General features: G+C 74.0%; 16 protein-coding genes. 4 read left to right on the top strand and 12 right to left on the bottom strand.

Annotation, left to right across the window (positions count from 1 at the left end):
- Positions 1–240: 240 nt before the first annotated feature.
- The 3 genes from groES to RIN80_RS22525 all read right to left on the bottom strand — a co-directional run bounded on the left by groES (position 241) and on the right by RIN80_RS22525 (position 2,396).
- Complete coding sequence (gene groES / locus RIN80_RS22535; protein ID WP_053135717.1) at positions 241–549, bottom strand: co-chaperone GroES; 309 nt, start codon at positions 547–549, stop codon at positions 241–243.
- Between the two features lie 216 nt (positions 550–765).
- A complete protein-coding gene (locus RIN80_RS22530; RefSeq protein ID WP_309097454.1) occupies positions 766–1,476 on the bottom strand; it encodes a polysaccharide deacetylase family protein in 711 nt (236 codons plus the stop codon).
- Positions 1,473–2,396 carry a polysaccharide deacetylase family protein gene (locus tag RIN80_RS22525; protein WP_309097453.1) on the bottom strand — a complete coding sequence of 308 codons (924 nt, stop codon included), beginning with the start codon at positions 2,394–2,396 and terminating at the stop codon, positions 1,473–1,475. The genes RIN80_RS22530 and RIN80_RS22525 overlap by 4 nt, the downstream gene beginning before the upstream one ends.
- A 119-nt stretch (positions 2,397–2,515) precedes the next feature.
- Here RIN80_RS22525 and RIN80_RS22520 point away from each other — a divergent pair, with 119 nt between their 5' ends.
- Positions 2,516–3,676 (top strand): class I SAM-dependent methyltransferase, encoded by a 1,161-nt coding sequence (locus RIN80_RS22520; protein WP_309097452.1) that lies wholly within the window; start codon positions 2,516–2,518, stop codon positions 3,674–3,676.
- 3 nt (positions 3,677–3,679) lie between these two features.
- On the opposite strand, the gene RIN80_RS22515 is transcribed toward RIN80_RS22520, so the two are convergent.
- From RIN80_RS22515 to RIN80_RS22500, 4 genes are all read right to left on the bottom strand, one after another.
- Positions 3,680–4,954 (bottom strand): sigma-70 family RNA polymerase sigma factor, encoded by a 1,275-nt coding sequence (locus tag RIN80_RS22515; protein WP_309097451.1) that lies wholly within the window; start codon positions 4,952–4,954, stop codon positions 3,680–3,682.
- 47 nt (positions 4,955–5,001) lie between these two features.
- Complete coding sequence (locus RIN80_RS22510) at positions 5,002–5,358, bottom strand: YciI family protein (protein ID WP_309097450.1); 357 nt, start codon at positions 5,356–5,358, stop codon at positions 5,002–5,004.
- Positions 5,359–5,487: 129 nt separating this feature from the next.
- Positions 5,488–6,543 carry an LCP family protein gene (locus tag RIN80_RS22505; RefSeq protein ID WP_309097449.1) on the bottom strand — a complete coding sequence of 352 codons (1,056 nt, stop codon included), beginning with the start codon at positions 6,541–6,543 and terminating at the stop codon, positions 5,488–5,490.
- Between the two features lie 238 nt (positions 6,544–6,781).
- Positions 6,782–7,840 carry a LacI family DNA-binding transcriptional regulator gene (locus tag RIN80_RS22500; protein ID WP_309097448.1) on the bottom strand — a complete coding sequence of 353 codons (1,059 nt, stop codon included), beginning with the start codon at positions 7,838–7,840 and terminating at the stop codon, positions 6,782–6,784.
- A 173-nt stretch (positions 7,841–8,013) separates the two neighbouring features.
- On the opposite strand from RIN80_RS22500, the gene RIN80_RS22495 reads away from it, so the two are divergent.
- Positions 8,014–10,329: a glycoside hydrolase family 3 N-terminal domain-containing protein gene (locus tag RIN80_RS22495; protein WP_309097447.1), complete on the top strand. Its 2,316-nt coding sequence runs from the start codon at positions 8,014–8,016 to the stop codon at positions 10,327–10,329.
- Between the two features lie 15 nt (positions 10,330–10,344).
- Positions 10,345–10,875 carry a hypothetical protein gene (locus tag RIN80_RS22490; protein ID WP_309097446.1) on the top strand — a complete coding sequence of 177 codons (531 nt, stop codon included), beginning with the start codon at positions 10,345–10,347 and terminating at the stop codon, positions 10,873–10,875.
- Here RIN80_RS22490 and RIN80_RS22485 read toward each other — a convergent pair.
- Genes RIN80_RS22485 through tsaB form a run of 4 tightly spaced genes read right to left on the bottom strand, consistent with a single transcriptional unit; the run spans position 10,826 to position 13,332 of the window.
- Positions 10,826–11,083, bottom strand: a complete 258-nt coding sequence (locus tag RIN80_RS22485) for a hypothetical protein (RefSeq protein ID WP_309097445.1) — start codon at positions 11,081–11,083, stop codon at positions 10,826–10,828. The genes RIN80_RS22490 and RIN80_RS22485 overlap by 50 nt on opposite strands.
- Positions 11,080–12,171 carry a tRNA (adenosine(37)-N6)-threonylcarbamoyltransferase complex transferase subunit TsaD gene (gene tsaD / locus RIN80_RS22480; RefSeq protein WP_309097444.1) on the bottom strand — a complete coding sequence of 364 codons (1,092 nt, stop codon included), beginning with the start codon at positions 12,169–12,171 and terminating at the stop codon, positions 11,080–11,082. The genes RIN80_RS22485 and tsaD overlap by 4 nt, the downstream gene beginning before the upstream one ends.
- Entirely contained in the window at positions 12,164–12,637 is a 474-nt protein-coding gene (rimI, locus tag RIN80_RS22475; RefSeq protein ID WP_309097455.1) for a ribosomal protein S18-alanine N-acetyltransferase, read from the bottom strand. Before rimI ends, tsaD begins: the two co-directional genes overlap by 8 nt.
- 41 nt (positions 12,638–12,678) lie before the next feature.
- A complete protein-coding gene (gene tsaB / locus RIN80_RS22470) occupies positions 12,679–13,332 on the bottom strand; it encodes a tRNA (adenosine(37)-N6)-threonylcarbamoyltransferase complex dimerization subunit type 1 TsaB (RefSeq protein WP_309097443.1) in 654 nt (217 codons plus the stop codon).
- Between the two features lie 124 nt (positions 13,333–13,456).
- On the opposite strand from tsaB, the gene RIN80_RS22465 reads away from it, so the two are divergent.
- Entirely contained in the window at positions 13,457–14,011 is a 555-nt protein-coding gene (locus RIN80_RS22465; protein ID WP_309097442.1) for a hypothetical protein, read from the top strand.
- Between the two features lie 15 nt (positions 14,012–14,026).
- Here RIN80_RS22465 and RIN80_RS22460 read toward each other — a convergent pair whose 3' ends face one another.
- On the bottom strand, positions 14,027–14,194 hold the full coding sequence (locus RIN80_RS22460; protein WP_309097441.1) for a hypothetical protein: 168 nt from the start codon (positions 14,192–14,194) through the stop codon (positions 14,027–14,029).
- Positions 14,195–14,363 lie beyond the last annotated feature (169 nt).

Below are 14,363 nucleotides of genomic sequence, written 5' to 3'. Positions count from 1 at the left end.
TTCTTGTCGATGACGACGTTGCGGCCCTTGGGGCCGATCGTCACCTTGACCGTGTCGGCAAGCTTGTTGACGCCGCGCTCGAGGGCGCGACGGGCGTCCTCGTCGAACTTCAGGATCTTCGCCATGGGAGCGTGAGCCCTCTTCCGGAATCTGGGATAACGGCAACTGCGCCCCGGGCGCCCGGCTTCTTAGCGATCGCGGGGGCCAGGGGCGCAGTCAAAGCAAGGTGCTTGCGGTGAATTACTTCTCGATGATCGCGAGCACGTCGCGGGCCGAGAGGACGAGGTACTCCTCGCCGTTGTACTTCACCTCGGTGCCGCCGTACTTGCTGTAGAGCACGACGTCGCCGACGGAAACGTCGAGCGGAAGACGGTTGCCGTCCTCGAAGCGGCCCGGGCCCACGGCCAGGACGACGCCCTCCTGGGGCTTCTCCTTGGCGGTGTCCGGGATGACCAGGCCAGAGGCCGTGGTCTGCTCGGCGTCGAGCGGCTGGACCACAATGCGGTCCTCGAGCGGCTTGATGGCAACCTTGGAGCTGGTGGTCGTCACGATCCGACCTCCCCCTTCGGAGATCTCACGGGGTTAACTGTCTGAGGTGGCGACCAGGTGGATCCGTCGTCGCGGGTGCCGGACCTGCCCGTCGCTGTGTTGGCACTCTCCTGTGCCGAGTGCCAGAGCCGAGACTATGACCGCGATTAGCACTCGGTCAAGCGGACTGCTAATCGGCCGCGGCGCGTCGGCCAGGAGGGTTCCGTCCGCCGCGGCCTACAGGTAGTCCTCCAGCCGTCCCACCCGCAGGCCCTTCCCCTCGATCTCCCGCAGCAACCCGGCCGTCCGTTCCGTCAGGGTCAGGGAGGCGTCCCCCGACGGCACCGAGACGATGTCGCCGGCGCGCAGCCCGGGCTCGCCGCGGGTGAACGTCAGGTCCCCGCCGGCGCCCAGGGACGCGCGCCACAGCACGACCGCCGTGATGCCGCAGTCGGCGGCGGCCCGCAGGGTCGTGGTGTCGTAGGTGCCGTAGGGCGGGCGGAAGAGGCGCGGGCGGATGCCGAAGCGGGCGTGGAGCTTGTGCTGCTGGCCGCAGATCTCGGCGCGCTGGCCGGCGTAGGGCAGGCCGCGCAGGGCCGGGTGGTCGAGGGTGTGGTTCTGCAGGGACGCGCCGACCGCGCGCAGCCGGGCGAAGTGGCCGTAGCCGGGCCCCACGACGCTGTCGGTGAGGAACATGCTGACCGGCAGGCGCCGTGCGCGGACCAGGCCGACGAAGCGGGGGTCGCGTTCGGCGCCGTCGTCGTAGGTGAGGAAGACGACCGGGTCGCGGGTGGGGACGTGGTCGACGACGGGTGGCAGGCGGCGGGCGGCGGGGGCCGGGTCCCGGGCCCGGCCGTCGGCGGTGCCCGGCCGCTCCCCCGCCGTGCCCGCGCAGCCGGCCAGCAGGACCAGTACCGCGCAGAGCAGGGCGGCGGCCGGCCGCCTCACAGGTAGTCCTCCAGCCGCCCCACCGCGTAGCCCTCGGCCGTGACCTTGTTCAGGAAGCGGCGGATCATGTCCGGCATGGTGCCCTCCCACTCCCCGGGACCGCGGAAGTGCGTGAGGACGATGTCGCCCGGCCGCAGTTCGCGGTCCGCCTCGCGGTACTCCCAGCGGTCGACGAAGACCTCCTCGTTCCAGAGCGGGACGTAGGCGATGCCGCAGGCCTTGGCGGCGCGCAGGGTCGCGCGGTTGTAGCTGCCGTAGGGCGGGCGGAAGAGGGTGGGGCGCTTGCCGAAGCGCTTGTGCAGGTAGCGCTGCATGCCGCAGATCTCGCGCTTCTGAGCGCGGTAGGACAGGCCCGGCAGGTAGGGGTGGTGCAGGGTGTGGTTGTTCAGCACCACGCCTCTGGCCTGCATCTTCTTGAAGTAGCGGGGGTCGTCCTTGACCAGGTAGCCGCTGAGGAACGCGGTGTAGGGCACGTCCAGGTCGCTCATCATCCGCAGGAACGTCCGGTCCTTCTCGGCCCCGTCGTCGATGGTGAGGAAGACGACCTTGTCCCGGGTGGGGATCCGGGTGAAGACGGGCGGGAGACCGGACTGCCGGTGGCCGGCCACCTGGAAGCCCTTGCGGGTCTTGATCCTGGGCTTGCGCTCGGGGGCCGGCGGGGCGGGCAGCGGGACCCTCTTGAGCTCCCACCGGTGCGCGGCGGCGACCCGGGCGGCGTGCGCGGCGCGCAGCTTGGAGGCGTAGGAGTCGAGCGCGCGGGCCGGGGGCGCGTCCAGGGGCTGCTGTCCGCCGGCCGGGGTGACCTGGTCGCCGCCGCCCTGCGCACAGCCCGAGGCGATGGCGGCGAGGGCGAGCACGGCCAGGCCGATCCGCGCACCGCCCGAGGCCCGGCTTTTGTCATTTTGTACGACTGCTCGCATGGTGCCGGATCCTCGCAGCCCGCCCGGGCGGTCCCGCCCCGACACAGCGGCCGGCGGGCCCGCGTCCACCGACTGGCCCACACGCACCGCCCCGGCACACCGTGGCCGACAATGACCGGGTGAACGACCTCGCCCTCCTCCTCACCCCCGAAGGCCGCGCCCTCCTCGACGAGGTGCGCGACACCGACCCGGCGCGGGAGCTGGCCGTCGCGACCCGGCTGCGCCGCGAGCACCCCGCCGAGCTGGTGTCGGCGGCGCTCGGGCAGGCGCGGCTGCGGCAGCGGGCGGCGGTGAAGTTCGGCGCCGAGGACGCCGGGCGGATGTTCTTCACGCCGAACGGGGTGGAGCAGTCGACGCGGGCGAGCGTGGCGGCCTACCGGGCGCGGCGCCTGGCCGACTCGGGCGTGACGTCGGTGGCCGACCTGTGCTGCGGCATCGGCGGTGACGCCATCGCGCTGGCCCGCGCCGGGATCCGGGTGCTGGCCGTGGACCGGGACCCGCTCACGGCCGCGGCGGCCCGGGCGAACGCCGGCGCACTGGGGCTGGCGGACCTGATCGAGGTCCGGCAGGCGGACGTCACGGAGGTGGACACGGCCGGCTACGACGCCGTCTTCGTCGACCCCGCGCGGCGCGGCGGCCGGGGCCGCATCTTCGACCCCGAGGCCTACTCGCCCCCGCTGTCCTGGGCGGTGTCGGCCGCGCGCCGGGCCCCGCGCGCCGCGCTGAAGCTCGCCCCGGGCATCCCGCACGAGGCGGTCCCCGAGGAGGCCGAGGCCGAGTGGATCTCCGACGGCGGGGACGTGAAGGAGGCGGTGCTGTGGTTCGGCACCGAGCCGGGCGCCGTCCGGGCCACCCTGCTGCCGGGCCCGCGCACCCTGCTCTCCCGCGGCCTGCCCGACCCCGGCGTCCGCCCGCCCGGCCGCTACCTGTACGAGCCCGACGGCGCCGTCATCCGCGCCCACCTGGTCGCCGAGGTCGCCGACCGGGTCGGCGGCGGACTCCTCGACGCGACCATCGCGTACGTCACGGCCGACGCCCTGCGGCCGACGCCGTACGCCACCGCCTACGAGATCACCGACCACCTGCCCTTCAACGTCAAGAGGCTGAAGGCCCTGCTGCGGGAGCGCGAGGTCGGCACGCTGACGGTGAAGAAGCGGGGCTCGGCGGTCGAGCCGGAGGAGCTGCGCAGGAAGGTCAAGCCGCAGGGGCCGCACGCGGCGACGGTGTTCCTGACCCGGGTCTCCGGGGCCCCGGCCATGCTGATCGGGCACCCGGCCTGACGGTCAGGGCTGCTCCGCCGCCCGTCGCAGCAGCAGCTCCCGCTCCCGTGCGTTGCGGGTCAGGGACGCCGCCCGCCCGAACTCCGCCCGGGCCTCGGCGGCCCGGCCGAGGCGGGCGAGCAGGTCGCCGCGCACGCTGGGCAGCAGGTGGTAGTCGCGCAGGGCGGCGTCGCCGGCCAGGGCCTCGACGAGGGGCAGGGCGGCCTCCGGGCCCGCGGCCATCGACACGGCCACCGCGCGGTTCAGCTCCACGACCGGCGACGGGGACACGGCGGCCAGCAGTCCGTAGAGGGTGGCTATGCGCGCCCAGTCGGTCTCCTCGTAGGTGGGGGCGTGCGCGTGGCAGGCGGCGATGGCGGCCTGGAGGGTGTACGGCCCCGGGCCGCCGGAGGAGGCGGCCTCGGCCCGGCCCAGCGCGTCGATGCCGCGGGCGATGAGCATGCGGTTCCAGCGGGCCCGGTTCTGGTCCTTGAGGAGGACCGGCTCGCCGGAGGGCCCGGTACGGGCCGCCGTACGGGACGCCTGGAACTCCAGGAGCGCGGTCAGGCCGTGGACCTCGGGCTCCTTCGGCATGAGCGCGCCGAGCACCCGGGCCAGGCGCAGGGCGTCCTCGCACAGGCCCGGGCGGAGCCAGTCGTCCCCGGCCGTGGCGGCGTACCCCTCGTTGAAGATCAGGTAGATGACGTCGAGGACCGAGCCGAGACGGGCCTCGCGGTCGGGACCGCAGGGCACCTCGAAGGCGACGTTCCGCGTCGCCAGGGTGCGTTTGGCCCGCACGATGCGCTGTGCCACCGTCGCCTCCGGGACGAGGAAGGCGCGGGCGATCTCGGCCGTGGTCAGGCCGCCCAGCAGACGCAGGGTCAGGGCCGTGCGGGCCTCGGTGGACAGCACCGGGTGGCAGGCGGTGAAGACCAGGCGGAGCAGGTCGTCGTCGATGTCGTCGGGGTCGGCGGGTTCCTCCGGGGGCGGGGTGGCCGACAGGTCACGGCCGATCTCCGCGAGCTTGCGGGCGTAGTTCTCCCGGCGGCGCACCAGGTCGACGGCGCGGTTGCGGGCGGTGGCCATGAGCCAGGCGCCCGGGTTGTCCGGCACGCCGTCGCGCGGCCACTGCTCCAGCGCGGCGACCAGCGCGTCCTGCGCGAGTTCCTCGGCGATGCCGACGTCCCGGACGACCCGGGTGACGCCGGCGATGATCCGGGGCGACTCCATGCGGAAGACGGTCTCGATCGCCCGGGCGGTCCGGGAGGCGCCGGGTCCGGCGGTGGGCTGCGGTGTCACAGCCCACCATCAGACACCCCTGGCACCTCCCCGCCAAGCGGGGCCGGTCAGCCCTCGGCGATCTGCCGGACCTCCGCGGTGATCGTCCAGTAGTCCTCGTGCAGGGACAGGAACCGCTTGGTCCACTCGATGGCCTCGGCCTTGTCCTTGCACTGGCTGATCGAGTAGCCCCCGATGACCTCCTTGGTCTCGGTGAACGGCCCGTCGGTGACGGACAGCCGCCCGCCCTCCCAGGTCACCCGCGTGCCGTCGGAGGTCGGGGTGAGACCGGCCGTGTCGAGCATGACCCCGGCCTTGGTGATCTCCTCCAGGAGCTTGCCCATCCGCTCCTGCAGCTCGGGGCTCGGGCCCTCGGCGGGGGCGTTCTTCTCGTCGACGCGGATCAGGGTCATGAAGCGCGGCATGGTGGCTCCTCGGGCCTCGCGGAGCGGGGTCCCTCCCCGCTCTCACCCCTGCGTCGAACGGCGGACCGCCGGATCGACACCCGCACCGGATTTTCTCCGGGATTTTTTTCCGGGCGGCATCCGTGCAGGTCAGCGCAACGACTCCCACAGCTTGCGCGCCTCGGGCTCGTCGGCCACCACCCGGTTGGGGTCCGACGGCGCCCGCACCACCGGCATCGTCACCGTCCGGACCCGGCTCGACGACAGGCCCTGCAGGCTCTGACCGAGGCCGGTCAGCTCGCTCAGGGAGTCCAGGCCGGTGTCGGTGGTGAGGCCGGCCGTCACCGCGTCCGCGACCCGGTACAGCTTGGCCGGGTCGGTGAGCAGGTCCTGGGCGGCGATGCGGTCCAGCAGGGCCTTCACCAGCTTCTGCTGCAGGCCGATGCGGCCGAGGTCGCTGCCGTCGCCGATGCCGTGCCGGGTGCGGGCCAGGCCCAGCGCCTGGGTGCCGTCCAGGTGGTGGGTGCCGGCCTTCAGGTGCAGATGGCTGTCGTCGTCGGCTATGTCCTCGTCCGTGGTGACGGTGACCCCGCCGAGCGCGTCGACGAGCTTCGCGAAACCGGAGAAGTCGATCTCGACGTAGTGGTCCATGCGGACGCCGGTCATCGACTCCACCGTCTTCACCGCGCAGACCGGACCCCCGACCGCGTAGGCGCTGTTGAACATGGACCGCTGGGAGACCACCGTCGAACCGCCGCCGGAGCGCGGGCAGGACGGGCGGGTGACCAGGGTGTCGCGCGGGATGCTCACCACCGTCGCGCTGGTCCGCCCGGCGTCGAGGTGGACGACCATCGCCGTGTCGGAGCGGGCACCGTCGCTGTCGCCGCCGCCGAGCCTGCGGTTCTCCTCGCCGCTGCGCGAGTCCGAGCCCAGCACCAGGATGTTGAGCGCCTCGCCGGGCAGGTCCGGTGCCGAGGGCGACGGCGTGGTCACCGGCTTCGGGGGGCGGTTGTCGCCCAGCGCGTGGTCGATGTCGACACTGGTGATGTTGCTGTTGAGGTGCCAGTAGGCCCAGCCGGCGGCACCGGCGGCGAGCACCAGCAGTCCCGCCAGAGTGAGGCCGGCGGTCCGCAGGGCGATCGACCGCCGGCCCGGCTTTGCGCCCTCGTCCCCGCTCGCGTCGTCTCCCGTCACAGACAGGAACATAAGTCCGAATTATTACGGGCAGGGGATCCAGGACGCGTTTTCTTCGGAAATTCTCAGACTTCGCGGCCTGGACTCGCCTCAGGTGCACCCCTGGCACCGAAGGGCCCCCACTCCACGAGGCGTTGGACCTCGCGCCGGGGCGCGCGGGGTTGTGCCGTGCCGGGGCCGGCGGGGGTTGCGCGAAGGTCGCCCCGGCTGATCGAAAGTTTCGACAACGCAACCGACTGACTTCGGCGTCTCACGCGGGCGGGGCCGTGCTGCTGCGCACCACCAGGCTGGTGGCCAGCTCCACCCGGGTCGCCGCCGGGATCTCCTCGTTCCGCCCGAGGTCGAGGACCAGCTTCGCCGCCGCCTCGGCCATCTCCGTCAGCGGCTGCCGCACGGTCGTCAGCGGCGGCCCGACCAGGGGGGCCACCGGCAGGTCGTCGAAGCCGACCACGCTCAGGTCCTCCGGGATGCGCAGCCCCAGCTCCCGCGCGGCCTCGTACAGTCCCAGCGCCTGCAGGTCGTTGCCGGCGAAGACGGCGGTGGGCCGGTCCGGGCGGCGCAGCAGTTCCAGGCCCCGCCGGTAGCCGGCCTCGTGGTGGAAGTCGCCGTTCGCGATCAGCGAGGGGTCCACCGGCAGCCCGGCGGTCTCCAGCGCGGCCCGGTAGCCGTCGACGCGGGCACGGCTGCACATCATCTGCGAGGGCCCGCTGATCGCGCCGATCCGGCGGTGCCCCAGTTCGACCAGGTGCCGGGTGGCCGCGAGGCCGCCCTGCCAGTTGGTCGCGCCGATCGAGGGGACGTCGGCGCCGGGGTCGCCGGCCGGGTCCATCACCACGAACGGGATGGAGCGGCTGGTGAGCAGTGCCCGCTGCGACTCGTCGAGGCCCGACAGCACGAGGACGACGCCGTGCGGGCGGCGGGCGGCGACCTGGTCGGCCCAGGTCCGCCCGGGGGTGAGCCGTCCCGCGCTCTCCGACAGCACCACGCTCAGGCCCGCGTCCCGGGCCACGTTCTCCACGCCCCGGATGACCTCCATCGCCCAGGCGCTCTCCAGCTCGTGGAAGACCAGGTCGATGAGGGGCGAACGCGTCGCCTCGGCCCGGCGGCGGCGGTAGCCGTGGGCGCGCAGCAGTCCCTCGACACGGGCGCGGGTGGCGGGGGCGACGTCGGCCCGGCCGTTGAGGACCTTCGAAACAGTCGGGGCCGACACGCCGGCCTCGCGGGCGATCTCGGCGAGCGTGGCGGTCTGCGCGGTGCGCCCCTGCGTCCGGATTTGCGTCCGGCTTTCAACGGGCTCCGGGGATGTCATGGCGGCGATCGTATCCCTGCGGGCCCCCTTGACGAAGTCCCCGTCGCGCCATAGGTTCCCGGAACATTCGACATCGATATCGAAACATTCGTAGACAGGGCGCGGGACACCGCTGTTCACGCGCTCGTCGGCACCACTCGTGAGGGCCGTCCCGTCCACCCGACAGGAGCTTCATGACCACCGCGCCCTGGCGTGACCCCGCCCTGCCCGCCGCCGCCCGCGTCGACGACCTGCTCTCCCGGATGACCCTGGAGGAGAAGACCGCCCAGTTGTACGGCGTGTGGGTGGGCGCCGCGACGGACGGCGACGGAGTCGCCCCGCACCAGCACGACATGAGCGTCGACCACTCCGACGAGGAATGGGCCGAGCTGATCACCCGCGGTCTGGGCCAGCTCACCCGCTCCTTCGGCACCGCCCCCGTGGACCCGGCGCTCGGGGCGCGGGCCCTGGCCCGCGCCCAGCGCCGGATCGCCGAGGCCGGCCGCTTCGGCATCCCGGCGGTCGCCCACGAGGAGTGCCTGGCCGGCTTCACCGCCTGGCGGGCCACGGCCTACCCGGTCCCGCTGGCCTGGGGCGCGGCCTGGGACCCCCCGCTGGTCGAGGAGATGGCCCGGCGCATCGGCGAGGACCTGCGCTCGGTCGGCGTCCACCAGGGCCTCGCCCCCGTCCTGGACGTCGTGCGCGATCCGCGCTGGGGTCGCGTGGAGGAGACGATCGGCGAGGACCCGTACCTGGTCGGCACGATCGGCACGGCCTATGTGCGGGGCCTGGAGTCGGCCGGGGTCGTCGCCACGCTCAAGCACTTCGCCGGGTACGCCTCCTCGGCCGGCGCCCGCAACCTCGCCCCCGTGCGGGCGGGGATCCGGGAGTTCGCGGACGTCACCCTGCCGCCCTTCGAGATGGCGGTGCGCGAGGGCGGGGCCCGTTCGGTGATGGCGGCGTACAACGAGACCGACGGCGTCCCGGCCTCCGCCGACCCCGAGCTGCTGACCCGGTTGCTGCGCGAGGAGTGGGGCTTCACCGGCACGGTCGTCGCCGACTACTTCGGCATCGCCTTCCTGCAGACCCTGCACCGCGTCGCCGGCACCCCGGCCGAGGCGGCCCACGCGGCCCTCGCCGCCGGCATCGACGTCGAGCTGCCCACCGTCAGGTGCTACGGACAGCCGCTGCTGGACGCGGTCCGCGCCGGGCAGGTCCCCGAGGAGCTGGTGGACCGCGCGGCCCGCCGGGTGCTGCTGCAGAAGTGCGAACTGGGCCTGCTCGACGAGGACTGGACCCCCGAGCCCACCGGTCCCGTCGCCCTGGACTCCACGGGCAACCGGATCCTGGCCCGCCGCCTGGCCGAGGAGTCGGTGGTCCTGCTCGACAACCCCGACGGGCTGCTCCCGCTGGCCCCCGACACCCGGATCGCGGTGGTCGGCCCCCGGGCGGCCGACGCCCTGGCCATGCTGGGCTGCTACTCCTTCCCGTCCCACGTGCTCACCCATCACCCCGGCGTGCCGGCCGGCATCGAGATCCCGACCGTCCTCGACGCGCTGCGCACCGAACTGCCCGACGCCAAGGTGACGTTCGCGCAGGGCTGCGACGTGACGGACCCGGACACCGCGGGCTTCGAGGAGGCCGTCGCGCGCACCGCCGAGGCGGACGTGTGCGTGGCCGTGCTCGGCGACCGGGCGGGCCTGTTCGGCCGCGGCACCTCGGGCGAGGGCTGCGACGCGAGCGACCTCGGCCTGCCGGGCGTCCAGGGCGAGCTGCTGGACGCGCTGGTCGCCACGGGCGTGCCGGTGGTGCTGGTGCTGCTGACCGGCCGCCCCTACGCCCTCGGCCGCTGGCAGGGCCGCCTGGGCGCGGTCGTCCAGGCCTTCTTCCCGGGGGAGGAGGGCGGCCCGGCGGTGGCGGGAGTGCTGTCGGGCCGCGTGAACCCCTCCGGCCGCCTCCCGGTGAGCGTGCCGCGGGAGCCCGGCGGACAGCCCTGGACCTACCTCCAGCCGCCCCTCGGCCTGGCGGGCGAGGTCAGCAACCTCGACCCGACGCCGCTCTACGCCTTCGGCCACGGCCGCTCCTACACGGCGTTCGCCTGGGAGGACGTCACGGGCGGCGCGGCGCGGATCGGCACGGACGGCGCCTGCGACCTGTCCGTGACGGTCCGCAACACCGGTGACCGCGAGGGCGCGGAGGTCGTGCAGCTGTACCTGCACGACCCGGTGGCGTCGGTGACCCGCCCCGACGTCCGGCTGGTCGGCTACCAGCGCGTGGCGCTCTCCCCGGGCGAGGCCGCGCGGGTGACGTTCCGTTTCCACACGGACCTCTCGGCGTTCACCGACCGTTCGGGCCGCAGGGTGGTCGAGCCGGGCGCCCTGGAACTACGGTTGGCGGCGTCCAGCACCGACGTGCGCCACACGACGCGTCTGACGCTCACGGGTCCGGTCCGGGTCGCCGGGACGGACCGGCGGCTGCGGTGCGAGACGGAGGTGTCGGGGGTGGGGTGAGCGTCGGGGGGCGCGTTGGACAGGCTGCTGCACCACGAGTTGCGGGCCGTGCTGTCGGCCTTCGCGGCCCTGGCCCTCGCCCTGACGGCGCTGGGCCTCGTACGCGGGTTCTCCGCACCGGAAAGGCCCGGCGCCCTGGCGCTGTACCTGGGCGGCCTGCTGGTTCTCCTGGTCGTGTGGACCCTGCTGAAGTCGACCAGGATCAAGTGGTTCGGCCAGGTGCGGGACTTCGAGCGGGCCGTGCCCTCGGAGGGCGCCGAGGGGACCCCGCCCACCGACCGCTTCCTGCGCGACCGGCCGTTCGCCCTGCGGCTGTTCGTGCCGTACCTGGTCCTCGGGCTGGGTACGGCCCTCTGGGAGCCGTGGGCGCTGGGCGTGCTCTTCTGGCCGGCCCTGGACTGGGCGGGCCAGGCCGCGCTGGTCGCCCACTGGGAGCGCCGGAACGGCCTGCTGCTGTGGCGCGGCCGGGTCGCGAGCAGGCCGTGGGAGCTCTCGGTCAGCCGCCGTCCAGCGACTCGAACCGCCAGCGGTGCACGGCCCGGGTGACCAGCTCGCCGTCCGGCTCGGGCAGTTCGGGCAGCTCGGCGTCGTACGGGGCGTCCCACCAGGTGATGACGAGAACCCGGTCCTGCGGGGCGCGCAGGGTCTCGCGGCGCAGCGGCTCGCGGGCCAGCTCCTGGGCGCGGGCCCAGGCGAGCAGGTCCCCGCCCCGCCCGGGCACGGCCCGCGCCTCCCACATCAGGGCGACCGTCACGAGTACAGGTTCTCCTTGCTGACCTCGTGCACGTGGTCGTGGTCGTGGCCCGGCACGTGCGGCTCCGTCACCGGCAGCGAGGAGTCGGCCGACAGGTCCCAGCCCGACGCGGCCCGGTTGCGGGCCACCATCTCGGCGCCGAGCGCGGCGACCATCGCGCCGTTGTCCGTGCACAGCTTGGGCCGCGGCACCCGCAGCCGGATCCCGGCGGCCTCGCAGCGCTCCTGGGCCAGGGCCCGCAGCCGCGAGTTGGCGGCCACGCCGCCGCCGATCATCAGGTGGTCGACGCCCTCGTCCTTGCAGGCCCGGACGGCCTTGCGGGTCAGCACGTCCACGACCGCCTCCTGGAAGGAGGCCGCCACGTCCCGCACCGGCACCTCCTCGCCCGCCGCCCGCCTGGCCTCGATCCAGCGGGCCACGGCGGTCTTCAGCCCGGAGAAGGAGAAGTCGTAGGCGGGGTCGCGCGGGCCGGTCAGGCCGCGCGGGAACGCGATCGCGTCCGGGTCGCCCTCCTTGGCGTACCGGTCGATGACCGGACCGCCGGGGAAGCCCAGGTTCAGCACTCGGGCGATCTTGTCGAAGGCCTCGCCGGCCGCGTCGTCGATGGTGGCGCCCATCGGGCGGACGTCGGAGGTGATGTCCGAGGACAGCAGCAGCGAGGAGTGGCCGCCGGAGACCAGCAGCGCCATCGTCGGCTCGGGCAGCGGGCCGTGCTCCAGCTGGTCCACGCAGATGTGCGAGGCGAGGTGGTTCACACCGTAGAGGGGCTTGCCCAGCGCGTACGCGTACGCCTTCGCCGCGGAGACGCCGACCAGCAGGGCGCCGGCGAGCCCGGGGCCGGCCGTGACGGCGACGCCGTCGAGGTCGCGGGCGCTGACGCCCGCCTCCTTCAGCGCGCGGTCGATGGTCGGGACCATCGCCTCCAGGTGGGCGCGGCTCGCGACCTCCGGGACGACGCCGCCGAAGCGGGCGTGCTCGTCGACGCTGGAGGCGACGGCGTCGGCCAGCAGGGTGGTGCCCCGGACGATGCCGACGCCGGTCTCGTCGCAGGAGGTCTCAATCCCCAGAACGAGGGGTTCGTCAGCCATGGATCTCGGTTCCTTGTACGGAGTTCTCGGGGGCGGTCAGGCGCATCACCAGGGCGTCCACGTTGCCCGGCTGGTAGTAACCCCGCCGGACACCGATGGGCTGGAAGCCGAACCGCTCGTACAGCTTCTGCGCGCGCACGTTGTCCACGCGGCACTCCAGCATCACCTCGGCGCACTCGAAGGCGGTGGCCGCGCGCAGCAGTTCGGCCAGCAGCCGGCCGCCGAGCCCGGTGCCCCACAGGTCGCGGGCGACGGCGATGGTCTGGACGTCGGCCTGCTCACCGGAGGAGACCAGACCGGCGTAGCCGACGATCCGGGTGCCGGCCTCGGCGACCACGTACCGCCGGTTGGCCTCGGGCCCGCGGGCGTGGGCCAGCTCGGACCAGAACATGCCCCGCGACCAGGCGTCGTCGGGGAACAGGTCCCGCTCCAGCTCCAGCACGGGGTCGATGTCCCACCAGCGCATCTCGCGCAGCGCACACGTCACGGCGTCGGTCACGGGATCGGTCACTTCGGGGTGACCACCTTGTAGTTCTTGGGGACCTGGGCGTCGGGGCGGCGCAGGTAGAGCGGCCGCGGCGCGGGCAGCTCCTCGCCGGCCGCCAGCCGCTCCGCGGCCAGGCCGGCCAGGGCCGCGGCGGACACGTGCTCGGGTTCGTGCGCCTCGGGGAAGGTGTCCGGGTAGAGCAGCGCGCCCGCGCCCACCGCGGGCAGGCCCGCGACCTGCTCGGCGATGTCGGCGGGCCGGTCGACGGCCGGGTCGGTGAGGCGGGTGCGGGAGTCGGCGTAGCGCGCCCAGTAGACCTCCTTGCGGCGGGCGTCGGTCGCGACGACGAACGGGCCCTCCAGGTCGGCGGCGTAGGCCAGGCCGTCCAGCGTGCACACGCCGTGCACGGGGACGCCGAGCGCGAGCCCGAAGGTGTCCGCGGTCATGAGGCCGACGCGCAGCCCCGTGTACGGGCCCGGGCCGATCCCGGCGACGATCCCCGTGACGGCGTCGAGGCGCAGACCGGCCTCGGCGAGCACCCGGTCGATCGCGGGCAGCAGCAGTTCCCCGTGCCGCCGGGCGTCCACCTGGCTCGACGAGGCGATGACGTCGTGTCCGTCGTGCAGTGCGACGGTGACGGCGGGTGTGGCGGTATCCAGAGCGAGCAAGAGCACGCAAACAGCCTACGGCTCCCCGGGCCCCGGCACGGCCGCGCCCGCCGGGTCACCGCCTGCTGCTACCGTCACCTACCGTCACGAGACATGTACACAGGGACGCTCGACCCGGAGGTGGCCGCCGGTGGCTGTCAGCAGCTCGACGATCGTGGCCGGGCTCACCGCCGCGGCCCTCGCGACGGTCGGCTACCTCGCCCACCAGGCGTCCACGAGCCTCCCCGCGGGGCCGGGCCGGGCCCAGGCGGGGGTGACCCCCGCGCCCGGCACCTCGAAGGCGCCCCCGGCCAGGAAGGACCCGGCCGCGCTGCCCGACGGGTCGGGCGAGGGCGCACGGGTCGTGTACTCGCTGGGCCGGGACCGGGTGTGGCTGGTCGGCGCGAACGGCAAGGTCGCCCGGACGTTCGAGGTGGACCCGAGTGCGGTGGACCCCGCGCCGGGCCGGTACGCGGTCACGTCCCGCTCGAACTCGGTCACCGGCTCCGACGGCGTCCCCGTCGAGCACGTCGTGCGGTTCACCAGCGTGGACGGTGTCGTGGTCGGCTTCAGTTCGGCCGTGGACGCCAGGAGGGCCGCGCCCGACCCGAGGATCCGCACGGGCGGCATCCGGGAGTCGCGCGCGGACGGCCAGGCGATGTGGACGTTCGCGACGATCGGCCGCCCGGTGGTCGTGGTCCGCTAGGGCCTGCCGTTCGGGTCAGGCCGCCTCGCGGTGGTCCTCCACCGGCCCCGACAGCTCCGGCTCGGGCGCGCGCGGCGGCGTGGAGATCAGCGCCGCGGCCTCGCCCGCCGCCAGCAGCTCACGCATGGACACCCCGGCGACCGCGAACGGCAGCGGCTGCCCCTTGCTCTCTGTAGCCGGCATGGACGCCTCCTGATGGCCGGGGGCGGGCGTAGTTAGGTGAACCTAACTACGGACTGGATACCATGTGACCACGGACAAGACACCGAATGCAACATCTTGCCGACGCCTTGTCGGAACGTTCACCACATACCCGCACCACCGCACCGCAACCGGGCCGAAGGGCTGCGCC

This window comes from Streptomyces sp. (genome assembly GCF_031181705.1).
GTDB lineage: Bacteria > Actinomycetota > Actinomycetes > Streptomycetales > Streptomycetaceae > Streptomyces.
Note: the sequence above shows the minus strand (reverse complement) of the source record. Positions and strands in the feature narration are given on the sequence as shown.